Origin of the sequence: Actinophytocola sp. NPDC049390, from assembly GCF_044466355.1 — a bacterium.
Taxonomy (GTDB): Bacteria; Actinomycetota; Actinomycetes; order Mycobacteriales; family Pseudonocardiaceae; genus Actinophytocola.
Genome location: NZ_JBITMQ010000003.1, coordinates 338,045 through 361,559 on the forward strand (window position 1 = coordinate 338,045; position 23,515 = coordinate 361,559).

Genomic DNA, 23,515 nt, shown 5'->3' on the forward strand with positions numbered 1-23,515 from the left:
GGGCGGGGTGGGTTCGCCGGGCTGTTGCCCGCCGTAGGGAGTGACGCCGGGCGGTGGAGTGGGCTCGGCGGAGTGCTGGCTGCCATAGGGGGTGGCCGGGATGCCCGGTGGCGGGGTGGGTTCGCCGGGCTGTTGCCCGCCGTAGGGAGTGACGCCGGGCGGTGGAGTGGGCTCGGCGGAGTGCTGGCTGCCATAGGGGGTGGCGGGGTTGCCCGGAGGTCGAGTGGGTTCGCCCGGCTGTTGGCTGCCGTAGGGGGTGGCCGGGATGCCCGGTGGCGGGGTGGGTTCGCCGGGCTGTTGCCCGCCGAAGGGAGTCGCCGGGATGCCAGGTGGTGGCGTGGGTTCGCCGGGCTGTTGCCCGCCGAAGGGGGTGGCGGGGTTGCCCGGAGGTCGAGTGGGTTCGCCCGGCTGTTGGCTGCCGTAGGGGGTGGCCGGGATGCCAGGTGGCGGGGTGGGTTCGCCCGGCCATTGGCTACCTGACGGGATTCCGTGCGGTGGCGACGGTTCGCCGGGCTGTCGGCCGTCGAAGGGAGTGGCCGGGATGCCCGGTGTTTGCGTCTGGCCGTCGAATTGCTGGCTTCCGTAGGGAGTGGCGGGGGTGCCAGGTGGCGGCGGTTCGCCGGAGTGCTGGCTTCCGTAGGGAGTGGCCGGGATGCCAGGCGGTGGAGTGGGTTCGCCCGGCTGTTGGCTCCTGTAGGGGGTGGCCGGGATGCCGGGTGGTGGGGTGGGTTCGCCGGGCTGTTGGCTGCCATAGGGGGTGGCCGGGATGCCGGGTGGTGGGGTGGGTTCGCCGGGCTGTTGGCTGCCATAGGGAGTGGCGGGGTTGCCCGGTGGTGGGGTGGGTTGGCCCGGGTGTTGGCTGCCGTAGGGAGTGGCCGGGATGCCGGGCGGTGGGGTGGGTTCGGCGGAGTGCTGGCTGCCTAAGTGAGTGGCCGGGATGCCCGGTGGTGGGGTTGGCTCTGCCTGACGGTGGCCGAATGGCGTCCCGGGCTGGTCGGGCGGGTTGCCGGGGATGCCCCGTGCCGGTGAGGGCTCGCCGGTGTGCTGGGCGTTGCCCTGCTGCCTCGGCGCTGGCTGGCCGACGTGGGGCGTGCCCGGTGGCGGTGTGGGCTGCCCTCCGTGGGCTTCGCTGCCCGGTGGTGGGGTGACGCCTCGTGGTGGCGTCGGGTCGGGCGTGCCCTCGGGCTGGAGCGGGGGGAGACCGGCGCGCTGGCGGAACCACTCCGGGATGTTCTCGTCCGCGCGCGGGAAGAACTTCAGTTCGTCGGCGAACCCGATCGGTGGGGGCACGCGCCGCCAGTGCGGCTCTACGTCCGGCTCGAACTCGGCGCTGAACGAGCTCGGCGGCTCCAGTAGGTAGAGCGCCGACAGCCACGTCCCGCGGCCCGGCCGGTACATGCCCTGGCGCAGCCGCCCGAGCCCCTCGACGACCTCCTGTGGCGGGCGGACCGGCTTCTCGACGCCGTCGGGGCCGGTCACGAAGACGTCGACCTCGATGTGGCGGCCCGCGGACCGGTACTCGGCCCTGACGCGCTGCCAGCCGTCCCCGGCGACGGTCAGTAGGGACCGGCCCACCTTCCTGGTCAGCTGGTCCTGCTCCGCCTGCGCCATCACCGGCTGCGGCTCGGTCACTGCTCGATCCCCACCCTCTTGTGCCGAACGTGAGCTCTGACCTTACCGAATCACAATGTCGGGTTCGGACCGAACGACAGTCCCAACCGGAACGGGTGCGCGCCCCACGCCGCCACCGCGAACCTCGTCAACAACCCCGACGCGCGCACCGTCTGGTCCGTCGCCGGGCTGGCCAGCACCTGGGTCTTGCCCTCCACCGGCTGCTGGTCGCGCCACACCGGCGCGCCGGCGGGCACCGGGGACGCCTCCACCACCGAATGCCACTCGCGGCCGTCGGTCCGCAGCATCATCAGGAGCACCGGGGTCATCGGCACCTGCCAGCCGCCGGACTCGACCGCCACGAACTCGCCCCGGCGCACCGACGCCAGCACCACCTCGCCCAGCCACGTGTACAGCTCGGACAGTGCCTTGTCGTCGACCGCCGCGAACGCCTCCTCCTCCGTCGCCGGGAGGAGCTGCGTGCTGGTGCCGCCCAGGTGACCGGTCTCGTCGCGGTAGCGGTCCATCAGGAACAGCGTGCCGCGGGACGGGCTGAACATCGCCGCCTCGCGGAACCGGCGCGAGTCGATCTCCGAGCGGGACTCGACGCCGGTGCCGAGCCGGGCACGGACGGCGTCCGGGTCGCTCATCCGCCAGTACGTGACCCCGTCCTCCCGCCACAGCGGCAGGTAACCCGCCAACGGGAGACCGACGAGCACCGTGTGCAGGACGTCACCCTCCTCGACCGGGGGCGCCGGCTCGGGAGCCGGTGGCGGCGCGGCGGCCTCGAACGCGGGCAGCGCCGCGAACTGCGGGTCCACCCGCGCGGTGGCGACCATGCGGTGCGCCCACGCTCGTGCCCTGGTCAACGGGTGGTCGGGGAACTGCTGGTCCCAGCCGGCCTCGTCGGCGACGTTGTACGGCAGCTGCCCGCGCACCTCCGGGGCGTACGGGTGTGGCGGGAAGCACTTGTCGAACCCGACCTGAGCGGCGACCGTCGACTCGCGCACCCCCGTCATCTGCCCCTCCGCGCACTGGATCCGCAGCACGGCGCTGCAGTTCGCCCTCGGCACGGTGAACGCGGCGATGAACGCCAGCCCGGTGTCCTGCCCCGGTATCGGCAGCTTGATGAGCTGGAAGAGCGCAGGCACCCCACCGAGCCGCACCACGTGCGCCTCGATGATCGAACCGGACTCGGCTGTCTCCTCGGCCAGCTTTCTGCGCAGCAGGGGGAGGTCGTCGAACGGCGCGGGGATGTCGGGCACCATGCCGATGTAGGTGAGACTGACTTGGTCTCCGGTTCGCGGGTCGAACCAGGTCCGCTCGTCGTGTCGCTCCATGCCGGCGGTGTCGAATGCGACTGGCACCCGCCCGAGTGTAGGGCCGGGCGGGTTCTCCGGGTGCGCTCGTAGACTGGCGGGGACCCGCCCGACGTCCCGCGATCTGAGAAACCGAGGTGACCAGCGGTGACCGACGAGGATTCCCTGCTCGGCACGGTGCACGGCCCGGCGGACCTGAAAAGGCTGTCAGGAGAGCAGTTGCCGAGGCTCGCGACGGAGATCCGCGAGTTCCTCGTCGACAAGGTGACGACCACGGGTGGTCACCTCGGCCCGAACCTGGGCGTGGTGGAGCTGACCATGGCGATCCACCGCGTGTTCGACTCGCCGGACGACCCGGTGATCTGGGACGTCGGCCACCAGGCCTACGTGCACAAGATCCTCACCGGCCGTCAGGAGGGCTTCGACCGGCTGCGGAAGGTCGAGGGCCTCTCCGGCTACCCGAGCCGTGCCGAGAGCGAGCACGACTTCGTGGAGAGCAGCCACGCCTCCTCCGCCCTCTCCTACGCCGACGGTCTCGCGAAGGCGTTCGAGCTGCGTGGCGAGAAGCGCTGTGTGGTCGCGATCGTCGGGGACGGCGCGCTGACCGGCGGCATGTGCTGGGAGGCGCTCAACAACATCGCGGCGGGCAGGAACCGGCCGATGGTCGTCATCGTCAACGACAACGGCCGCTCCTACTCGCCGACCATCGGCGGCCTCGCCGACCACCTCGCGTCGCTGCGGCTCTCGCCCGGCTACGAACGGTCCCTCGAAGCGGGCAAGCGGATGCTGCAGGGCACGCCGGTCGTCGGCAAGCCCCTGTACGCGGCGCTGCACGCGGCCAAGCGCGGCATCAAGGACGCGATCAGCCCCCAGATCATGTTCGAGGACCTCGGCCTCAAGTACTTCGGCCCGGTCGACGGGCACGACTTCGCCGCGCTCGACGCCGCGCTGCGCCGCGCGAAGGAGTTCGGCGGCCCGGTGATCGTCCACGTCGCGACCTGCAAGGGCCGCGGCTACCCCCTCGCCGAGAACGACGAGGTGGACCAGATGCACCAGACCGACCCGATCGACCCGGTCACCGGCAAGCTCACCACCGCCAAGGGCGCGGCGTCGTGGACCTCGGTGTTCGCCGACGAGCTGGCCCGCATCGGCGAGTCGCGGCCCGACGTCGTGGCGATCACGGCGGCGATGCTGCGGTCGACGGGCCTCGCGAAGTTCGCCGAGGCGTACCCGGACCGCTGGTTCGACGTCGGCATCGCCGAGCAGCACGCGGTCACGTCGGCGGCGGGCATGGCGATGGCCGGGCTGCACCCGGTGGTCGCGATCTACTCGACGTTCCTCAACCGCGCGTTCGACCAGCTGCTGATGGACGTGGCGCTGCACAAGCTGCCGGTCACGCTGATCCTCGACCGCGCCGGCGTCACCGGCCCGGACGGCGCGAGTCACCACGGCATGTGGGACCTGTCGATCCTCGGTGTCGTGCCGGGCATCCGGGTCGCCGCGCCCCGCGACGCGGTGACGTTGCGGGAGGAGCTGAACGAGGCGGTCGCCGTGAAGGACGGCCCGACCGCGCTGCGTTTCCCGAAGGCGTCGGTCGGCGGTGAGGTCGCCGCGATCGAGCGGCGGGGCGTGGTCGACGTGCTGCGCCGCCCCGGCCGCCAGGAGACGAACGACGTGCTGCTGGTGACGGTCGGCGCGCTGGCCGAGCTGGGCATGGCGGCCGCGGACCGGCTGGCCGACCAGGGCATCGGCGTGACGGTCGTCGACCCGCGCTGGGTGACCCCGGTGCCGTCGGACCTGGTGTCGCTGGCCGCCGAGCACCGGCTCGTGGTCACGGTCGAGGACAGCGGCAGGCACGGCGGCTTCGGCTGGGCCCTGGCGGCAGCCCTGCGCGACGCGGACGTCGACGTGCCGCTGCGCGACCTCGGGCTGCCGCAGGAGTTCCACGCACAGGGGACGCGCAACGAGGTCCTGGTGCGGCTCGGCATGAGCGCACAGCAGGTGGCGCGCCGGGTCACGGAGTGGATCGCCACCCGCACGGACGCCACCCCCACCCCGGCAGCAACGCCATGAATCCGCCGATGATCATGCTCGGTTGTGTACGAGGTGGTTTCCCTCCGGGGGGTCCTCGCCGGACGGGCTGATCTCGGGGAGGGGGCCTCACGATTTTGGCGTGTTGTGGTTTGGCATGGATGGGTGGCCTGCCCGGCTCTGCGAAGCGGGCCTGACCAGGCCGCGCTTGCCGCAGGTCCGGAACAACCAGGTTGACCACCGGTGGATCCAGGCTCAACGTCCCGAAAGCGTCTTTCATGGCATTGCCGGGCTACGCCCGGGTCGCGCGAACGATCGGGGCGACCGGGCTCAGCTGCAGCCATTCCGGGAGGCCGCGCACGATCCAGCGGGCGCCCGTGAGGTCGATGGCGCCCGAGCGGAGGGCCTGCCGGAACTCGATCTCGCCCTCCCACATGCGGTACAGGGTCGGCAGGTCGGCGACCAGGACGGCGTCGATGTCGAAGCCGGGGTCGGTGTAGCAGACCGACGCGTCGCCCGGTTCGAGCACGAGCCAGTACCTGCGGCGACGGTCGGCGATGTCGACCTGGATCACGGCCCGCTTCGACAGGGCGCTGGTGTCGATGCGGCCGTGCATCCACCACATCAGCAGCTCGGGGTCCAGCTCCTCGGGCTGCGGGTCGCCGAACGCGTACCGGGCGCCCCAGTCCGCGAGCCCGAACACCAGTGGGCGCAGGTCCGCGCCCGCCCGGGTCAGCGCGTAGCCGTCGGCGGTGCGGCTCACCAGGCCCGCGCTGACCAGCTGTCGCAACCGCCGCGACAGCAGCGCGCGGGACAGCCCGGGCAGGCCGCGGGACAGCTCGTTGAAACGGGTCGCGCCGATCAGCATGTCCCGCACGATCAGCAGCGTCCACCGGTCGCCGAGCACCTCGACGGCCCGCACGATCGGGCAGTACTGCGCGTAGGTCCTCATGTCCTGTCGTCGCGGCAGCGCCGCGACCGTTACGGGCGTGGTTCAGTTTCTGCACTACTCGCGGGCCGCGCCCGTTCCTAGCGTCGGCGGCATGACTACCACCACTTTGGACTTCACCGACCTCGCCGCACGGATCGGCGCGGTCGCCGAGGAACACGCCGCCGACCACGACCGGGACGCCACGTTCGTCACCGAGGCCTACGACGCCATGCGCGAGCACGGCTACCTGAGGCTGGCCGTGCCCACCGAGCTGGGCGGGCTGGGCGCGTCGATGCGCGACGTCTGCCACGCCCAACGCGAGCTGGCCCGCCACGACGGGGCCACCGCGCTGTCCGTCGCCATGCACCAGTACCTGACGCTCGTGCAGGTTTACCGCTACCGCAAGGGCGCCCCCGACGCGGCCGCCGTGCTGAGACGCATCGCCGAGGAAGGCATCGTGATCGCCACGAGCGGCGGGTCGGACTGGCTGTGGCCCACCACCAGAGCAGTACCGGTCGACGGCGGGTTCCTGGTCACCGGCCGCAAGGTGTTCTGCAGCCAGTCGCCGAGCGCGACGGTCGTCGCCACCTGTGCCGTGCTCGGCGAACCGGGCGAGGACGCACAGGTGCTGCACTTCTCCGTCCCGTTCGCCGCGGCGGGCGTCCGGATCGAGGAAACCTGGGACACCCTCGGCATGCGCGGCACCGCCAGCCACGACGTGGTGATGGAGGACGTGTTCGTGCCCGCCGACAAGATCGCGGGCCGCAGGCCGTACGGCGAGCTGGGCGCGCCGCTGCTCGCCGCGACCGTCCACTTCGCACCCGTCGGCGGCGCGACCTACCACGGCATCGCCGTCGGCGCACGGGACCGGGCCGTGCGGTCGCTGACCGGCAACCGCGGCCCCATGCCGTTGACCGCGCTGCCCCGCGTGCACCGGCAGGTCGGCCTGATGGACGCGAAGCTGCGCACGTCGTGGTGGTCCCTGATTGGCGCGCTGGACGACCTGGGCGACGACTACGAGGCCGACGCACAGACGCTCGCGATGGTCATGCTGGCGAAGCGGCAGGCGGTCCTGTCGGCCATCGAGGTCGTCGACCTCGCGATGGACGTGATGGGTGGCCGGTCGTTCTTCCGCCGCTCCGGCATGGAACGCGCCTACCGGGACGTCCGCGCGGGCACGTTCCACCCGCTCACCCCGGAGGCCACGCTCACCTACGCGGGCAAGGTCGCGCTGGGCGACCCGGGCGTGGCGGAGTGAGGGTTCGCGACATCGTCACGCCGAGTTGTGGCACCTTTGTAGCGTGCGGATTCTGATCGTCGAGGACGAGGAACCCCTGGCCGACGCCATCGCCAGGGGGCTTCGTCGTGAAGGCATGGCCGTGGACGTCGCCCTGGACGGCGACGAGGGCCATGAGAAGTCCACGGTCACGCGGTACGACGTCGTGGTGCTCGACCGTGACCTGCCCGGCATGTCCGGGGACGAGCTGTGCCGCGAGATCGTCGCCTCCGGGGCGTTGACCAGGGTGATCATGCTGACCGCCAGCGGCTCGGTCGCCGACCGGGTCGAGGGGCTGTCCCTCGGCGCCGACGACTACCTGGCCAAGCCGTTCGCGTTCGACGAGCTGGTCGCGCGGGTGCGGGCGCTCGCCCGGCGCTCCACCCCGGTGACGCCGCCGGTGCTGCGCGCGGGTGACGTCGAGCTGGACCCGGCCCGCCGCACCGTGACGCGCGGCGGCACCCAGGTGGAGCTGACCCGCAAGGAGTTCGGCGTGCTGGAGGTGCTGCTCGCCGCGAGCGGGTCGGTGGTGTCCAGCGAGGAGCTGCTCGAACGGGTGTGGGACGAGCACGCCGACCCGTTCACCACGACCGTGCGCGTGACCGTGATGACCCTGCGCAAGAAGCTCGGTGAGCCGGGCATCATCGACACGGTGGTCGGCTCCGGCTACCGGGTGCCGACGGCGAGCCGGGTGGAGTGACCGACATACGGCGGGGTCCTGGCCTGCGCGCCAGGATCACGCTCCTCGCCACCGGGCTGGTCGCGGTCGTCGCGGCGCTGCTGCTGTGGCTCGCCTGGATCCTCGCGGGCGACTCCGCCAACGCGCCGTCGCTGCCGGACGGCACGACCGTCGTCGTCGGCGGCACCCGGGTGAAGGCCGAGGACCTCAACGAGGTGCTCCGCGACACCGCCCGCTTCCGGCTGCTGGTGGGCGGATCGATCGCGTTCGTGTGCGTGGTCGGGGCGACCGCGCTGCTCGCGTGGACGCTCACCGGCCGCGTCCTCAAACCGCTGCGGGACGTCACCGGCACCGCCCGCCGCCTGTCGGCCGAGTCGCTCGGCGAGCGGATCGCGCTGCGCGGCCCCCGGGACGAGGTCGCCGAGCTGGCCGACACGTTCGACGCCATGCTCGACCGGCTCCAGGCCACGTTCTCCGCGCAACGCCAGTTCGTCGCCAACGCCTCCCACGAGCTGCGCACCCCGCTGTCGGTGATCCGCACCGAGCTGGACGTGACCCTGTCCGACCCGAACGCGGACGCCGACGAGCTGCGCCGCATGGCGGGCGTGGTCCGCGACGCGACCCTGCGCGCCGGGCAGCTCGTCGACGCGCTGCTGCTGCTCGCCCGCACCGACGGCATGGGCCTGGGCCCCGTCGAACGCGTCGACCTCACGACCGTCGTGGGCAGCGCGTGGCAGGCCGTGCGGAGCGAGGCCGAACAGCGTCACCTGCGCACGTCGTTCTCCTGCGCACCGGCCCCGTCCGCCGGTGACCCGGCGCTGCTGGAACGCGTGGCGGGCAACCTCCTAGAGAACGCCGTGCGGCACAACGTGGACGGCGGCTGGCTGGACGTCCAGACGGCGGCGGGCCCGAGCTGGGTCGTGCTGCGGGTGTCGTCGTCGGGCACCGCGGTCGACCCGGAACGGGTGGAGGAGCTGTTCGAGTCGTTCCGCCGTGGCGGCGTGGACCGCACGGCCCACTCGGGCACGGGGCTGGGCCTGGCGATCGTGCGGGCGGTCGTGCGGGCCCACCACGGCACGGTCGCCGCGGAGGCCGTGCCGGGCGGTGGCCTCACGGTGACCGTCCACCTGCCCGCCGCTCACTGAAGGGCGGCCACCAGCCGGTCGGCCCACTCGTCGGCGGGGAACACGTACCCGCTGCCGCCGTCCCGGACGGTCAGCGACGCCAGCAGGAAGTCGCGGGCCGCCGCGTCGTCGTCGCAGGTCACCGCGTAGCTCACGATCACCAGCGGGTACGCCCCGGTCGCCGGGTCGGCGCCGTACACGTCGGCGGGGTCGAGCGCCAGCCCACCGCCGGGCAGCGCCGAGGTGATCGTCGTGGCCACGGCGTCGGGTTCCGGTGCGACGCCCCCGATCCGCAGCACCTGCGACCGGGTGCCTTCCGCGGCGGTCAGGTAGCCGATCGCGCCCTCGGTGTTCTCGATCATGGCCAGCATGCCGCTGTCGCCCTGCGCGGTCTGGGTCGCCTTGCCGGTGAACGTGGTGCCCGCGCCGCTCGTCCAGCCGCCCGCCGTCGCGAGGTACTGCTGGAACGCGGCCGTCGTGGCCGACTCGTCGCCGCGGCCGACGACGACGATGGGCCGGGCGCTGAGCGCCGTGTCGGGGTTCTGCTCGACGATCGCGGGGTCGTTCCACGTGGTGATGGCGCCGCCGAAGATCTTCGTGAGCGTCGGGGCGTCCAGGTTCAGGTCGCCGACACCCGCCACGTGGTACCGGACCATCACGGGGTGGGCGACGAACGGGTAGGCCTGCGCCTCGCAGCGTGCGCGGACCGCGGGCATCTCGGACTCCGCCAGCGGCCGGTCGACCACCGCGAAACCCGTCGCACCGCTCGTGAACTGCTGCAACCCGCCGCCAGAGCCGACGGGCGCGTAGTCCACCACCGAGTCCGGGCAGGCTCGTTCGAGGGCAGCCGCCACATCGGCCACCGCGTTGCGCGCGAGCGACGAGCCGCTGCCCACCAGCTCACCGGCGCACGCCGGTTCGGCGGGTGGCTCGGCGGGGGAGGGCGTCGTGACCGGCGGGACGTCGGCCGCGACCGGCGACCCCGCCACCGACGGCTCCATGACGGTCAGGGGCACCACCACCGCCGCGGCCGCGACCACGACGGCGGCGCCGAGCCCCACGAGAGATCCACGCACGCCCCAGTTATCTCACGCCGAGGCGCTCCAGGAGCCCCATGGCATCAAACGGTGCCCGCACCTTCATGTCGTTGTCGAAATACGCGTGGACGTCGAACCCGGCGGCGGTCCAGCCGTCGATCCGCGCCGCCCAGCGGTCCAGCTCCTCGTCGGTGTAGCCGCTCGCGTACAGCTCCGTCTCGCCGTGGAGCCGCACGTACACGAAGTCGGCCGTCACGTCCTCCAGGTACGGCCAGTCCCGCGCCGCGGACGCCGTCACCAGGCCGATCCCGTGGCCACGCAGGAAGCCCGGCAGCGTCGGGTCGACGAAGCTCGGGTGCCGCACCTCCAGCGCGTGCCGGACCGGGCGTTCGACGGGTGCTTCGGTCAGCGCCCGGCCCGTCAGCCGCTCGTCGTGTGCGGCGGCCAGCACCGCGGCGGCCGCGGTGTCGCGGGGCAGCAGGTCGAAGAAGTCGGCGAGCAGGTCCTGGTCGTAGGGGACGGTCGGCGGCAGCTGCCACAGGACCGGCCCCAGCTTGTCGCCCAGCGCCAGCACGCCGCTCGCGAAGAAGTTCGCCAACGGGACCCCCACGTCCCGCAGCCGCTTCATGTGGGTGACGAACCGGCCGCCCTTGACCGCGAACAGGAACTCCGGCGGCGTCTCGTCGTGCCAGCGCCGGTAGAACTCCGGCTTCTGCAGCGAGTAGAACGAGCCGTTGATCTCCACCGAGCCGAGCCGCCGCGAGAGGTACTCCAGCTCCCGGCGCTGTGGCAACCCGTCCGGGTAGAACTCGCCGCGCCAGTTCCGGTACCGCCACCCCGACGTGCCGATCCAGACCCTGCCGCTCACCCCTCTCATGCTGGCAGGGGCGGTCGCCTACTGCTCGGCGTCCTTCAGCGCCTGCGAGAACGCGTCGGCCGTCAGGCCGATCTGCCACTCGCGGGCGCCGCCGGCCCGCAGCGCCTGCGCCACCGAGTCCGGTGACAGGTCCTCCGGGGGCCGCCAGCACGTGCGCCGCACCAGGTCGGGCTGCAGCAGGTTCTCGACCGGCAACGTGTTGGCCTCGGCGATCGCGGTGAGCTGGGCCCGTGCCGCGGCCAGCCGGGCGGCGGCCGCCGGGTCGCGGTCGCCCCACCGGTTGGCGGGCGGGGGGCCTTCGTGCGGCGGGGACGGGTCGGGCAGCTCCGACTTCGGCAGCTTCGCCGCGGTCCGCAGGGCCCTGGCCCACACGTCCACGATCCGCCGCTGCGCCCGGCCCTTGAACACGGGCAGCTCCAGCAGCGCCTGCTCGTCGGTGGGCAGCACGGTCGCGGCCTGCACGATCGACGCGTCCGGCAGCACGCGGCCCGGTGCGATGTCCCGCTGGCGGGCGATGGTGTCGCGGGCCTCCCACAACGCGCGCACGGCCGCGAGCCCGCGTGCCGACCGCACGCGGTGGATCCCGGACGTGCGCCGCCACGGTTCCGCACGCGGCGGCGCGGGCGCAGCGGTGCGCAGCGCCTCGAACTCCTCGAGCGCCCACGCCAGCTTGCCCTGGTCGCGCAGGTCCTGTTCGAGCACGTCACGCAGCTGGATCAGCAGCTCGACGTCCAGTGCCGCGTAGTCGAGCCAGTCCTGCGGCAGGGGACGGCGGGACCAGTCGGCGGCGCCGTGGCCCTTCTCCAGCCGGTAGCCCAGCAGCAGCTCCACGAGCGTGCCGAGCGCGACCCGCTCGTACCCGGCGAGCCGCCCGGCCAGCTCGGTGTCGAACAGCTTGGCGGGTTTGAGACCCAGCTCGGCGAGACAGGGGAGGTCCTGGGAGGCGGCGTGCAGCACCCACTCGGTGTCCGACAGCGCCTCGATCAGCGGGTCGATGCGGTCGTCGAGCGCGACGGGATCGACCAGGACCGTGCCAGCGCCCTCCCTGCGCACCTGCACGAGGTAGGCGCGCTGGGAGTACCGGTAGCCGGATGCCCGTTCGGTGTCGACCGCGATGGGGCCATGCCCGGCCGCCAGCGCGTCCGATGTCTCACGCAGCGCGCGAGGCGTCTCCACGACGTCCGGTGTGCCCTCTGCTGGTTGTTTCAGCAGCACCGGATCCGGCCGTGCCTCCTCGGTCGTTCCCGTCCCCGTGTCCTCCACGGCCGATGACCATACGGGACGGGTGTGACACTTCGGCAGGCAGCGACCTGTTGATCACGCAAGGTGACCGTTTCGGCCGGGCCCGCGAATGCCCTCGCGAGCCCGGTCGAAACGTTCCTCGCTCAGCGGATCACACCGGCCCGCATGGCCAGCGCGACCATCTGTGCCCGGTCACCAGTGCCCAACTTCCTGCCGATCCGCGAAAGATGGGACTTCACCGTCAGTGCGGACAGGTTGAGTCCCTCGCCGATCTCCTTGTTGGACTGCCCGTCCGCGACGAGCTGCAGCACCTCCACCTCGCGTGCCGAGAGCTCACGCGGTGTGTTGTCGGTGCCGGGGACCCGCGTGCCCGTGGCGAGGATCGGCGCGACGCTCGGGTCGGCGTAGACGCCGCCTTCGAGTACGCGACGAACCCCGTCGGTCACGACCACCGGCGAGGCCGACTTCAGCAGGTAGGCCTGGGCCCCTGCCTGGAAGGCCGAACGCACGGCGTACGGGTCGTCGGACGAAGCCAGCACCACGATGCGAGGCCAGCCATGGCCGCGCAGCTCGGTGACAAGCTCGATTCCGCTGCCATCGGGCAGACCGAGATCGAGGATCGCGAGATCGCACGGGCCGGTGGCCAATGCTCGCGCCCTCGCCTCAGCCACCGTGGCGGCTTCGTGGACGGTGCCCGCACCCATCTGGGTCAACCGGGCAGCTATCGCCTCCCTTAGTAACGGATGGTCATCGACCACCAGTACTGAGAACAGCTCCTCCCGCGGATGCGGGACCATGTTCGCCGGCAGTACGCCGGCTGGCGTGGTTCGAGCGGCCTGACCTAAGCCGACGGCAGCCACGTCACTACCTCCCTGGAGTCGGTCGTGCCCCCCGACCTACACCGGGACCTTCGGCCAAACAGCCGCGCCGCCATTGGACCGAAAGTGGTGTCGACGTCCGCAGCCTAGCCCCCCAAGCGGGTTAGCGGGATGATCAATTCGTTATCTATCCAATCGAGACATCACTCTGGCGGGGAGATGTAACACGATCGGGTGACTTCCGGTTGGTGACGTAACGTCTATGCCTCTCAACTCGATGAAACGAGGTCGCGGTAGTGCTAGGTGCTTCGATCGAACGTGCCCGGGAGATGCTCGAGACCACCCCGTTGGTCGATGGACACAACGACCTTCCTTGGGCGTTGCGGCTACTTCCGGAGGTCGACGAGACCCGATCGGCTGCATTCGGGGTGGATTTGGAGCAATCACAGCCGCGGCTCCACACCGACTTCCCCCGGTTGCGTGCGGGCGGGGTCGGTGTCCAGTTCTGGAGTGTTTACGTTCCGTGCCGGCTCAGTGGTGACTCTGCGGTTACGGCGGTCGTCCAACAGGCGGAGCTGGTGCACACGCTGGCCGCCCAATATCCGTCGCAACTGCGAATCGCCCGGACGGTCGAAGAGGCTCGTACGGCCTTCGCCGACGGCCGCATCGCCTCGTTCCTGGGCGCCGAGGGCGGCCATTCGATCAACGAGTCGCTCGGCGTGCTCCGCGCGCTGTACCGCCTCGGGGTCCGGTACATGACGCTCACCCACAACGACAACACCCCGTGGGCCGACTCGGCGACCGACGAACCGGCGGTCGGCGGCCTGTCCGACTTCGGCCGCGAGGTGGTCCGCGAGATGAACCGCATCGGCATGCTCGTGGACCTCTCCCACGTCGCCGCGACCACGATGCGTGACGCCCTCGACGTGGCCGAGGCGCCGGTCATCTTCAGCCACTCGTCGTGCCGGGCGATCGCCGACCACCCCAGGAACGTCCCGGACGACGTACTGCGGCGGCTGCGCGACAACGGCGGCGTCTGCATGATCACGTTCGTGCCCGCGTTCGTGTCGCCGGAGCTGGTCGAGTGGGACCGGGGCGTCAGGGCGGCCATGGCGGCGGCCGGGGCCAAGCACGCCGACCTCGAGGAGCGGCAGGAGTTCCTGAAGACGTGGGACGGCCCGAAGCCACCGAAGGTCGGCCTCGACGCGGTGGTCGCGCACGTCGAGCACGCCAGGGAGGTCGCGGGGATCGACCACATCGGGCTGGGTGGCGACTACGACGGCGTGACGGAGCTGCCGGTCGGGCTGGAGGACGTGAGCACGTACCCGAACCTGATCGCGGCGCTGCTCGACCGCGGCTGGACCGAGGAGGACTGCGCCAAGCTGGCAGGTGAGAACGCGCTACGCGCCCTGTCGGAAGCAGAGGCCTACGCGACCAAGCAGTAACCCCCGCCCCCGGCCCCCGGCTCGCTCCGCCGGGGGTCAGGAGCCGTTTCGCTGGCTGAACATCGTGACGCCCACCGGGGGGAGGCCGACCACGCTTGCCATGAGGTCGAAGAACGCCTCGCCGTGCGGGGCGAGGTTGGCGTCCACCGGGGTCCAGGAGGCACGCAGTTCCAGGTCGTCCGTCCTGGCCGGGCCCGCGATGTCGCCGAAACGGGCCGACGACGTGTCGGTGACGGTGCCGCCGAGCGCGCGGTACTCGGCCCCGGTCGCGGCGAGCGCGTCCGTCAGCCACGACCAGCCCACGGCGGGCAGGAGCGGGTCGGCCGCCAGCTCCGCGTCCAGCTCGGCGCGGACGTAGGTCACGACGCGCAGGACACCGTCCCACGTCTCCTGCCCATCCGGGTCGTGCAGGAGGATCAGCCGGCCGGTGGCCAGCTCGTCCGCGGGGCCCGTGACCTCCGCGGTGAACGCGTACGCCCACGGCGCGAGGCGTTGCGGGGCGCGAACGACGCCGAGCTGCAACTCGGGCCTCGGTCGCAGTCCCTTGAGGGCCGCGACGGCCTGAGTGAACAGCTCGGGTGCTCCCGACGTACTGGTCACGACTCGTAACTGTAGGACCACCCGAGTCAGTGAGTGGGCACGGCGCGCCGGTGTGCCGGCCTACTTGTGCACACCGACGGTGGGTGGGTTTTGATCATGGACCCCCCAAGGTCGTTCGATTGGCGCGTGGCACGCTGAATCCATGACACCGGATACCACCGCGCCTGAGCGCGTGCAGACCGCGCCGCTGCTGGTGGCCGCCGCAGGTGAGAAGCCCAGCCACACCCCGGTCTGGTTCATGCGGCAGGCGGGGCGCTCGCTGCCGGAGTACCGGAAGCTGCGCGAGGGCGTGGCCATGCTCGAGGCGTGCTTCAACCCCGAGATGGTCTGCGAGATCACGATGCAGCCGGTGCGCAGGCACGGCGTGGACGCCGCGATCCTGTTCAGTGACATCGTGGTGCCGCTCGTCGCCGCGGGCATCGACGTGGACATCGTGCCCGGCACCGGGCCCGTCGTCGCCTCGCCGGTGCGTACGGCGGCGGACGTGGCCGCGCTGCCCGACGTGACCGAGGACGCGCTGCGGCCCGTCGCCCGCGCCATCGGCCTGCTGCGCAACGAGCTGGGCGCGACGCCCCTGATCGGGTTCGCCGGCGCGCCGTTCACGCTGGCCTCCTACCTGATCGAGGGCGGGCCCTCCCGTCACCACGAGCGCACGAAGGCGCTCATGCACTCCGACAAGGCCACCTGGCACGCGCTGCTGGGCAAGCTGGCGACCATCACGCAGGTGTTCCTGAAGACGCAGATCGCGGCCGGTGTGCAGGCGGTGCAGCTGTTCGACTCGTGGGCAGGCGCGCTGTCGGAACGCGACTACCGCGAGCTGGTGCTGCCGCACTCGACCGCCGTACTGGGCTCGCTGGCGGACGCCGGGGTGCCGCGGATCCACTTCGGGGTCGGCACGTCCGAGCTGCTGCCCGCGATGCGGGAGGCGGGCGCGGACGTCGTCGGCGTCGACTGGCGGCTGCCGCTCGACGAGGCCGCGCGCAGGCTGCCGGGCACGGTGCTGCAGGGCAACCTGGACCCGGCGCTGCTGCTGGCGGACTTCGCGACGGTGGAGGCCGAGGTTCGGCGCATCCACGCGGAGGGCAGGGCCGCGACCGGGCACATCTTCAACCTCGGGCACGGGGTGCTCCCGGAGACCGATCCGGACGTGCTGACGCGGGTCGTCGAGCTGGTGCACAGCCTCGAACCATGACCGTCGTCGTCATCGTCGGCGGCGGCGTCTCCGGGCTGACGGCCGCCTACCGGCTGCGGCAGCTGCTGGGGCCGTCGGCGCGGCTGACCGTGCTGGAGCAGGCGCCCGTGCTGGGCGGCAAGCTGCGGACGGTGGACCTCGACGGCGTGCCGACGGACGTCGGGGCCGAGGCGTTCGTGGTGCGCAACCCGTCGGCGGTGCGACTCGTCGAGGAGCTGGAGCTGTCGGTGGTGCACCCGACGTCCGCGTCCGCGACCATCCGTGCCGGCGGGACGACCGCCGGGCTGCCTCGGCGGACGTTCCTCGGCGTCCCGGCGGGACCGGACGCGGTGCGGGACGTGCTGTCGGCCGACGCGGTGGCGCGGGTGGCGGCGGAGCCGTCGCTGCCGTCGCTGTCGCTGGCCGCCGACGAGGACGTGTCGGTCGGTGCCCTGCTCTCGGCACGGCTCGGCCGCGAGGTGGTGGACCACCTGGTGGAGCCGCTGCTGGGTGGCGTCTACGCTGGCCGGGCCGACCGGCTGGGCCTGCGCGCCACCATGGCCCCGCTGGTGTCCGCGCTGAACGCGACGGGCTCGCTGACCGCGGCCGCCGACTCGCTGGCGCCCGCCGCGGACGCGCCCCGGAAGCCGGTGTTCGGCGCGCTGCCGGACGGGATGCGCTCCCTGGTCGCCGCGCTGGAGGACCGGTCGAAGGCGGAGATCCGGCTGGGCACGACGGTCCGCCGCCTGGCACGCACCGAAGGACCCCTTCAGCACGCGTGGCGGGTCGAGGTGGGGTCCGCGCCGCGGCCGGAGTTTCTCGACGCCGACGCCGTCGTGCTCGCCGTTCCGCCGCCCGCCGCGCGGAAGCTGCTCGCCGACGTCGCTCCCGCCGCCTCCGCCGCCTACGGGCGCATCGAGGTCGGGTCCATGGCGGTCGTCAGCATGGTCCTCCCGGACGTCGAGTTGCCCGACGCGAGCGGTGTCCTGCTCGCCGTGGGCGAGAAGCACCGCGACGGCACCCCGTTCACGGCGAAGGCGTTCACGTTCACGTCCCGCAAGTGGGGCGGCGACCGGGTGCGGCTGCGGGCGTCCGTCGGCCGTGTCGGCGAGGAGCACACCCTCCAGCGCGACGAGGACGCGCTGCTGGCCGCCGTGCTCACCGACCTGGCCGAGCTGACCGGTACGGCCGTCGAGCCGGTCGCCTGGACCGTCACCAAGTGGGGCGGCGGGCTGCCGCAGTACGGCGTCGGCCACACGGCGACCGTCGCCGAGATCGAGCGCGCGGTCGAGGCCGTCCCGGGGCTCGCTGTGACGGGCGCCTCGTTCCGCGGGGTCGGCGTCCCGGCCTGCGTGGACGCGGCCACCGCCGCAGCGGAACGCATCGCCGCGCACCTGGCAGTATGAGGTCATGGCCCGCCTGAACTACGCCGAGTTGAACGACACGATCCGCTACACCATGTGGTCGGTGTTCCGGGTCTCCTCCCCGCTCGGGGACGACCGTGAACCAGCCGCGACCGAGGTGCGCGAGTACTTCGACGGCCTGGAGGACAAGGGCGTCGTCGTGCGCGGCGTGTACGACGTGGCCGGTCTGCGCGCCGACGCCGACTACCTGATCTGGTGGCACGCCGAGGAGATCGAGCAGCTGCAGACCGCGTACACCGGTTTCCGCCGCACCGAGCTGGGCCGCGCGTCGGAGCCGGTGTGGAGCCAGGTCGCGTTGCACCGGCCCGCGGAGTTCAACAAGAGCCACATCCCGGCGTTCCTCGCGGGCGAGGAGCCGAGGAAGTACGTGTGCGTGTACCCGTTCGTGCGGTCCTACGAGTGGTACCTGCTCGCCGACGAGGAGCGCCGCGCCATGCTCGCCGAGCACGGCAAGATGGCCCGCGACTACCCGGACGTGCGAGCCAACACGGTGGCGTCGTTCGCGCTCGGTGACTACGAGTGGATCCTCGCCTTCGAGGCCGACGAGCTCCACCGGATCGTGGACCTCATGCGTCACCTGCGGGGAAGCACCGCACGCAAGCACGTGCGCGAGGAGATCCCGTTCTACACGGGCACCCGCGTGGCTCCCTCGGAGCTGGTGACGAACCTGCCGTAATGGCCTACCTGGTCACCGAGCTCGCGACGACCTGCGTGCGGATGGCCACGCAGGCGGCCCACGACCTGTGGGGCAGGCCCGCGCCCGCGATCGATCCCGGCCACGCGTTCGAGGCGTTCCGCAGCGAGCGGCACACCCGCGTGATCGGCGCGGACCCGTCGCCGCTGTGGTCACCGCTGTCTGGCGACTACCGCGCCGCGGACGGCTGGGTCAGGCTGCACGCGAACTACCCCCACCACGCGGACGCCATCCGCCGCGCCCTGGGCGACGACCCGGCCACGACGGTCGGCGGCACGCCCGCGGTCGCGGTGGAGGACGCGGTGCTCGCCGAGGGCGGTGCCGCCGCGGCGTTGCGCACCCGTGAGTCGTGGCTGGCCGTGCAGGGTTCGTCGGTGCGCACGGAACCGTTGGTGGCACTGGAAGAGCTGGCGTCGGGGGAACCGGTGGCGCGGGCAGGTGACGCTCCGCTCGCCGGTGTCCGGGTGCTGGACCTGACGCACGTGATCGCGGGCCCAGTGTGCGGCCGGGTGCTGGCGGCCCACGGCGCGGACGTGCTGCACGTGACCCCGCCGGGTTGGCCGGTGCTGCTGGACGTCATGCGCGACACCGACTTCGGGAAACGCCAGTGCACGACGGACCTCGCCGGCGTGCGTGCTCTGGCGGCGGAAGCGGACGTGTTCGTGCAGTCCTACCGGCCGGGTTCGCTGGGTTTCACGGCGGAGGACCTGGCCGAGGCGGGCACCGTGGTGGTGAGCCTGTCCGCGTACGGCCACACCGGGCCGTGGCGCGGCCGGCGGGGTTTCGACAGCCTGGTCCAGATGTCGACGGGGATCGCGGCGGGCGATCCGCCGAACCCGTTGCCCGCGCAGGCACTCGACCACGGCACGGGCTGGCTGGCCGCCTACGGCGCGATGACCGCGCTGGCCCGTGGTGGCTCGTGGCACGTGCGCGTTTCCCTTGCCAGAACAGCGGAATGGCTCCACGACCTCGGCCAGGGCGACCCGGTGTCCGAAGCGGACCCGGCCCCGTGGCTGACGGAAACCGACAGCGACTTCGGCCGGTTGCGGCACATCCGAGTCCCCGGCGCGACGGTCCGGTTGCCCGGCCCACGCCGCCCGGGCAGCGATCCGGCGGATTGGACGTGGACAGCGTGATCCTCGCGCACATCAGTGACCTGCACATCGGGCAGGACCAGGGGGACGGCGGGGCTCGCGCGTTGCGGCGTGCCCGGGATGTCGTCGAACGGCTCAACGGCCTTCACGGCGAACTCGACGGTGTGCTCGTCACCGGGGACCTCGCCGATCACGGCCTGCCCGAGGAGTACGAGACCGTCCGCGAACTGCTTGCCACGCTCCGCTTCCCGGTCGCCACCTGTCCCGGCAACCACGACGAGCGCGGCGCCTTCCGCGCCGGCCTGCTCGACGAGCCACAGGAAGACGGCCCCGTGAACCGGGTCCACCGCTTCGGTGGGTACACCGTCGCGATGGCCGACTCGTCGATCCCGGGCCGGGACGACGGCCACCTCGACGACGACACGCTGACCTGGCTCGACAAGGTCCTCGCCGACACCGACGATCCCGCACTGGTCTGCTTCCACCACCCGCCCGTGAAACTGGGCGTCCCGTTCGTCGACGGGATCCGCCTGACCGAACCGGAGCGGCTGGCGGAGGTCGTCCACGCGCACGACAACGTGGTCGCGGTCCTCTGTGGACACGCGCACACCGGTGCCACGACGACCTTCGCCGGGCGGCCGCTGGTGGTGGCGCCCGGCGTGGTGTCCACCGTGGTGCTCCCGTTCGAGAGCACCACGGTGATCGACTACGGCCTACCGCCCGCGGTCGCCTTCCACCTGTTCGATGACAATGCGGCGCACGACCGCGGGCTGGTCACTCACTTCCGCAGTTTGTAGGCCCGCAGCACGGTTTCCGTCACCTCACCACCGTCGCGGTCGGTGGCCGTCGCGCGGAGCGACACCGACTCGGCGTCGGCCGGGTGGTGGACCACCGCGACCAGGTTGAGGATGGTGTCGGCCCGCTTCCAGGTCTTGCCCTCGTCGTAGGAGACCTCGACCTTCAGCGTGCGCGGCCGCTCCGTCGCGCCGGTGCCGTTGTGCTGCGACGACACCGGCACCAGGAACGGCACACCTGCCGGTGCCGAGTTCGCGGCGTCCAGGCGCGGCGTGAACCGGAGCGCGGACGCGTTGACCGGAACCACCGTCTCCTCGTCGACGAACTTCGACCGGAACGTCCACTCGGCACTGATCGCCGTGCTCACGTCGAACACGTCGGCCGGCCGGTTCGCCGTCACCACGACGCGGTACTCGCCGTCCTGCGCGGGCACCTCGAAGAACGCCGACGGCTGGTCCGCCTCTCCGACCAGCTCGCCGTCGCGGTACAGCTTCAGCGACGCCGAGTCGAGCAGCGAGAAGCCCGCGTTGCCCGCGCTGTCGGAGAACAGCGGCGGCTGGATGTACAACTCGTTGGCGAAGCGGAAGATCCAGCCGCCTTCGAACCCGTCGTTGGTGAACGCCGGGGCGAACACCCCGTGGTTGAACGACGTGCGGTACGTCCTGCCGGCTCGGTAGGTGCTGACGGGCGAGGTGAACTGCGCCTCGACGTCGTCACCGTTGTACTGCAGGAACATCCCCTGCCACCGCGTGTTCTCCGTGGTGACGTACTCGGCTCGCCGGCTGGGCAGCTCGACCGTCGACTCGACGCCGAACACGAAACCCTCGCCCTCGGCAGGGGACGGGAAGAGGACCTTGCCGCCGGTGCGGCCCGGCGTCGGGGTGCCGTGGTCGGCACGCACCGTCGCCACGTCCTTCTTCGTCACGACCTTCGTGAACCCGGTCGGCATGCCGCCGTGCGGGAACCACGCCAGGCCGTAGTACGAACCGTCCGCCGCCGCCCACTGGGTGTTGACCTTCGCGGTGAAGGCGGTGCCCGGCACCTTCTCACCCAGGTGTGCCGTCGAGATCCTGCTCACGTCGTCGGTGAGGTACGCCGCGCCGAGGCCGCCGAGGTCGGTCATCATCAGGTAGCCGATGTCCCCGAGCAACAGGTCAGCCGCCGCGGGTGGGGTGACGCTGACCGGCTTCGCCGTGCGTGCGTCCACGGTGACGGTCATTGCCTTGTCCACCACCAGTTTCGGTTGGACCAGCAGGCTGGTGCGCGGGTCCTCCTCGGTGCCTTCGTAGACCGCGTCGTCGAGCAGGTAGGTACCCTTCGGCAGCCGGAGCTCGACGCTGCCGTCCTCTTCGGACGCCAGGATGAACCGCCCGTTGTCGTGGCCGAACAGCACCAGGACGAAGTCGCCCGTCGCCGCGCCCGTCGAGTCGAGCGTGTTGACCGTCAGGTCGTAGCTCTCCACCTCGCGGTAGAGGGCCGCCGGTGTGCGCGTCACGGACTCGCCCGCGGTCGCGACGACCGCGGCGGAGAAGTAGCCGTCGACGTCGCCGACCTCCGCGTCACCGGTGACGGTCACCTCGGCCGTGCCGCCCGCCGGGACGGTCACCTCGTTCGCGCTCACCGTGAACATGCCCGCGGGCGCGTCGGTGTCGAGGGCGAGCGCGAGCGTCACGTCGGTGTCGCCGAGGTTGCGGTAGGTCAGGGTCTTGCTGACGGGTTCGTCGTCGTCGTGCGGCCACTGGATCGTGCCGACGCTGACGCTGGTCGGCTCGGTGACCACGGACTGGGTGATCGCGCGGGCCACGTCGATGCGGCCGGCGCCCTGCTCGAACGCGGTCAGGTCCGCGTGCGGCTTCGCCGACGCCGACAGGATCGCCTTCAGTTGCGCACCGGTGTGGTCCGGGTGCTGCTGGGCCAGCAACGCGGCCGCGCCCGCGACGTGCGGGGTGGCCATCGAGGTGCCGGACAGCGCCGTGTAGCCGGGCTCGACCTCCGGGCCGATGGTGCCGTCGGAGTGCAGTGCCGCCACGATGTCCACGCCGGGCGCGGTGACGTCGGGCTTGATGGCGCCGTCACCGACACGCGGGCCGCGGCTGGAGAAACCGGCCAGGTTGTCGTCGCGGTCGACGGCGCCGACGGTGAGCGCGGCGTCCGCGCTGCCGGGCGAGCCGACCGACTCGTCCGTGCCGGAGTTGCCCGCCGCGATCACGAACAGCGTGCCGTACTCGGCGGACAGCGTGTTCACGGCCTCCTCGAGCGGGTCGATCTCGGCCGTGTCACCGCCGCCGAGCGACATGTTGGCGATGTCGGCGCCCTGCTCGGCCGCCCACTCCATGCCGCCGATGATCCACGACTCGAGGCCGCCGCCGAAGTCGTCGAGCACCTTCGCGTCGAGGATCTGCGCGCCGGGCGCGACGCCGCGGTACTTGCCGCCGGACTTCGCGCCGGTGCCCGCGACGGTCGACGCGACGTGCGTGCCGTGGCCGAAGTGGTCGACGTTGTCGGGGGACTCGGTGAAGTTCGCCTCGGCGATCTCCCGGTCCGCGAGGTCGGGGTGCGTCTGGTCGACGCCGGTGTCGATCACCGCGACCTTGATGCCCTCACCGGTGTAGCCGGCGTCCCAGGCGGTGGGGGCACCGATCTGCGGGACGCTGTGGTCCAGCACGGTCTTGCGCTTGCCGTCGAGCCAGATCTTGCTGATGCCCCGGGCACTCCTGAGGGTCCGCCACGCCGAGCCCTTCTCGGCGTAGTAGGCGTAGCCGTCGATGCTCGGCAGCGCGCGGCCCCGCCCGGTGGCGACGCGGTTCGCGCCCGCGCCGGTGACGATCACGGGGACGGTCGCGCGCTTGTCGTAGCCGAACTCCGTCAGCGTGGTGAGGTCGAACAGCCGCCGGTCGACGCGGCCCTGTGCCACCGCGGCCTTCGCGTCCGCGGGAATCACGTACTGGTGGTCGGCGGTCTTGTGGACCGAGAACCGCATGCCGTCCCGTCCCGGGCCCGGCCGTACCTGTTTCGCCTCCCCGGCGACGAGGACGACCTCGTCGCCGGTGACGAGCGTGATCGTGGTCGTCGGCCGGTCGGCCCCTCTTCGCGGCTCCGCCTGCGCTGCCTGGGCGGTGGTGGTGGCTGCCACCACGCCCAGGACGACGACACCGACTCCGATTCTTCGCACCCCTGACACCTCCGTCGTTGCGCGCGAAGGGGTGTCCGGCCGTGCTCACCCCGGCTCCGGGTGATCACGTGCTGAAGCTATGTGGTTGTCCGCCGTTGCCCCCAGGCGCTCGTGCGTTCTCGCAACGTATCGGCCACCCGATCGGGCGACAATAGGCCGAAGGACGGACGAGGTC

General features: G+C 72.1%; 18 protein-coding genes and 1 pseudogene. 10 read left to right on the forward strand and 9 right to left on the reverse strand.

The annotated features are described in order from the left end of the window. Both ACIBVP_RS12610 and ACIBVP_RS12615 read right to left on the reverse strand, forming a co-directional pair. A pseudogene (locus ACIBVP_RS12610) lies at window positions 1–1,632 on the reverse strand (hypothetical protein); the annotation flags it as partial. Window positions 1,633–1,682: 50 nt separating this feature from the next. After that, entirely contained in the window at window positions 1,683–2,978 is a 1,296-nt protein-coding gene (locus ACIBVP_RS12615) for a hypothetical protein (RefSeq protein WP_396106198.1), read from the reverse strand. 99 nt (window positions 2,979–3,077) lie between these two features. Between ACIBVP_RS12615 and dxs the strand changes: the two genes are divergently transcribed. Next, on the forward strand, window positions 3,078–5,003 hold the full coding sequence (gene dxs / locus ACIBVP_RS12620; protein WP_396106199.1) for a 1-deoxy-D-xylulose-5-phosphate synthase: 1,926 nt from the start codon (window positions 3,078–3,080) through the stop codon (window positions 5,001–5,003). 250 nt (window positions 5,004–5,253) lie between these two features. On the opposite strand, the gene ACIBVP_RS12625 is transcribed toward dxs, so the two are convergent. Next, the gene (locus tag ACIBVP_RS12625; protein ID WP_396106200.1) at window positions 5,254–5,913 is read right to left on the reverse strand and encodes a winged helix-turn-helix transcriptional regulator; all 660 of its coding nucleotides are present in this window, start codon (window positions 5,911–5,913) and stop codon (window positions 5,254–5,256) included. Between the two features lie 91 nt (window positions 5,914–6,004). Here ACIBVP_RS12625 and ACIBVP_RS12630 point away from each other — a divergent pair, with 91 nt between their 5' ends. From ACIBVP_RS12630 to ACIBVP_RS12640, 3 genes are read left to right on the forward strand one after another with little or no spacing between them, the layout of a single operon-like run. Next, complete coding sequence (locus ACIBVP_RS12630; RefSeq protein ID WP_396106201.1) at window positions 6,005–7,150, forward strand: acyl-CoA dehydrogenase family protein; 1,146 nt, start codon at window positions 6,005–6,007, stop codon at window positions 7,148–7,150. 43 nt (window positions 7,151–7,193) lie between these two features. Continuing rightward, window positions 7,194–7,868, forward strand: a complete 675-nt coding sequence (locus ACIBVP_RS12635) for a response regulator transcription factor (protein ID WP_396106202.1) — start codon at window positions 7,194–7,196, stop codon at window positions 7,866–7,868. Then, window positions 7,865–8,992 (forward strand): sensor histidine kinase, encoded by a 1,128-nt coding sequence (locus tag ACIBVP_RS12640; RefSeq protein ID WP_396106203.1) that lies wholly within the window; start codon window positions 7,865–7,867, stop codon window positions 8,990–8,992. The genes ACIBVP_RS12635 and ACIBVP_RS12640 overlap by 4 nt, the downstream gene beginning before the upstream one ends. On the opposite strand, the gene ACIBVP_RS12645 is transcribed toward ACIBVP_RS12640, so the two are convergent. The 4 genes from ACIBVP_RS12645 to ACIBVP_RS12660 form a co-directional block, all read right to left on the reverse strand. Then, entirely contained in the window at window positions 8,986–10,047 is a 1,062-nt protein-coding gene (locus ACIBVP_RS12645) for an extracellular solute-binding protein (RefSeq protein WP_396106204.1), read from the reverse strand. The two genes, ACIBVP_RS12640 and ACIBVP_RS12645, sit on opposite strands and share 7 nt — an antisense overlap. Before the next feature lie 7 nt (window positions 10,048–10,054). Next, window positions 10,055–10,885, reverse strand: coding sequence for a DUF72 domain-containing protein (locus ACIBVP_RS12650; RefSeq protein WP_396106205.1), 831 nt, complete (start codon window positions 10,883–10,885; stop codon window positions 10,055–10,057). Between the two features lie 18 nt (window positions 10,886–10,903). Beyond that, a complete protein-coding gene (locus ACIBVP_RS12655; protein WP_396106206.1) occupies window positions 10,904–12,148 on the reverse strand; it encodes an HRDC domain-containing protein in 1,245 nt (414 codons plus the stop codon). 122 nt (window positions 12,149–12,270) lie between these two features. Then, entirely contained in the window at window positions 12,271–12,987 is a 717-nt protein-coding gene (locus ACIBVP_RS12660; protein ID WP_133902500.1) for a response regulator transcription factor, read from the reverse strand. Between the two features lie 254 nt (window positions 12,988–13,241). Between ACIBVP_RS12660 and ACIBVP_RS12665 the strand changes: the two genes are divergently transcribed. After that, complete coding sequence (locus tag ACIBVP_RS12665) at window positions 13,242–14,390, forward strand: dipeptidase (protein ID WP_396106207.1); 1,149 nt, start codon at window positions 13,242–13,244, stop codon at window positions 14,388–14,390. 36 nt (window positions 14,391–14,426) lie between these two features. Here the strand turns inward: ACIBVP_RS12665 and ACIBVP_RS12670 are convergent, their stop codons facing one another. After that, window positions 14,427–14,990, reverse strand: a complete 564-nt coding sequence (locus tag ACIBVP_RS12670; RefSeq protein ID WP_396106209.1) for a DUF3000 domain-containing protein — start codon at window positions 14,988–14,990, stop codon at window positions 14,427–14,429. Window positions 14,991–15,132: 142 nt separating this feature from the next. Between ACIBVP_RS12670 and hemE the strand changes: the two genes are divergently transcribed. Genes hemE through ACIBVP_RS12695 form a run of 5 tightly spaced genes read left to right on the forward strand, consistent with a single transcriptional unit; the run spans window position 15,133 to window position 20,170 of the window. Continuing rightward, window positions 15,133–16,182, forward strand: a complete 1,050-nt coding sequence (gene hemE / locus ACIBVP_RS12675) for a uroporphyrinogen decarboxylase (RefSeq protein ID WP_396106210.1) — start codon at window positions 15,133–15,135, stop codon at window positions 16,180–16,182. Then, window positions 16,179–17,567: a protoporphyrinogen oxidase gene (gene hemG, locus ACIBVP_RS12680; RefSeq protein ID WP_396106211.1), complete on the forward strand. Its 1,389-nt coding sequence runs from the start codon at window positions 16,179–16,181 to the stop codon at window positions 17,565–17,567. Before hemE ends, hemG begins: the two co-directional genes overlap by 4 nt. A gap of 4 nt (window positions 17,568–17,571) precedes the next feature. Further along, a complete protein-coding gene (hemQ, locus tag ACIBVP_RS12685; RefSeq protein WP_396106212.1) occupies window positions 17,572–18,261 on the forward strand; it encodes a hydrogen peroxide-dependent heme synthase in 690 nt (229 codons plus the stop codon). After that, on the forward strand, window positions 18,261–19,415 hold the full coding sequence (locus tag ACIBVP_RS12690) for a CoA transferase (RefSeq protein ID WP_396106213.1): 1,155 nt from the start codon (window positions 18,261–18,263) through the stop codon (window positions 19,413–19,415). The genes hemQ and ACIBVP_RS12690 overlap by 1 nt, the downstream gene beginning before the upstream one ends. After that, the gene (locus ACIBVP_RS12695; protein WP_396106214.1) at window positions 19,403–20,170 is read left to right on the forward strand and encodes a phosphodiesterase; all 768 of its coding nucleotides are present in this window, start codon (window positions 19,403–19,405) and stop codon (window positions 20,168–20,170) included. Before ACIBVP_RS12690 ends, ACIBVP_RS12695 begins: the two co-directional genes overlap by 13 nt. Here ACIBVP_RS12695 and ACIBVP_RS12700 read toward each other — a convergent pair. After that, window positions 20,152–23,340 carry a S8 family serine peptidase gene (locus ACIBVP_RS12700; protein WP_396106215.1) on the reverse strand — a complete coding sequence of 1,063 codons (3,189 nt, stop codon included), beginning with the start codon at window positions 23,338–23,340 and terminating at the stop codon, window positions 20,152–20,154. The two genes, ACIBVP_RS12695 and ACIBVP_RS12700, sit on opposite strands and share 19 nt — an antisense overlap. Between the last annotated feature and the right edge of the window lie 175 nt (window positions 23,341–23,515).

What these genes read in the sequence shown, in the direction of transcription:
- ACIBVP_RS12650 (WP_396106205.1), bottom strand. Translation starts at nt 10,885, where the DNA reads ATGAGAGGGGTGAGCGGCAGGGTCTGGATCGGCACGTCGGGGTGGCGG.
- hemQ (WP_396106212.1), top strand. Translation starts at nt 17,572, where the DNA reads ATGGCCCGCCTGAACTACGCCGAGTTGAACGACACGATCCGCTACACC.
- hemG (WP_396106211.1), top strand. Translation starts at nt 16,179, where the DNA reads ATGACCGTCGTCGTCATCGTCGGCGGCGGCGTCTCCGGGCTGACGGCC.
- ACIBVP_RS12625 (WP_396106200.1), bottom strand. Translation starts at nt 5,913, where the DNA reads ATGAGGACCTACGCGCAGTACTGCCCGATCGTGCGGGCCGTCGAGGTG.
- ACIBVP_RS12690 (WP_396106213.1), top strand. Translation starts at nt 18,261, where the DNA reads ATGGCCTACCTGGTCACCGAGCTCGCGACGACCTGCGTGCGGATGGCC.
- hemE (WP_396106210.1), top strand. Translation starts at nt 15,133, where the DNA reads ATGACACCGGATACCACCGCGCCTGAGCGCGTGCAGACCGCGCCGCTG.
- ACIBVP_RS12630 (WP_396106201.1), top strand. Translation starts at nt 6,005, where the DNA reads ATGACTACCACCACTTTGGACTTCACCGACCTCGCCGCACGGATCGGC.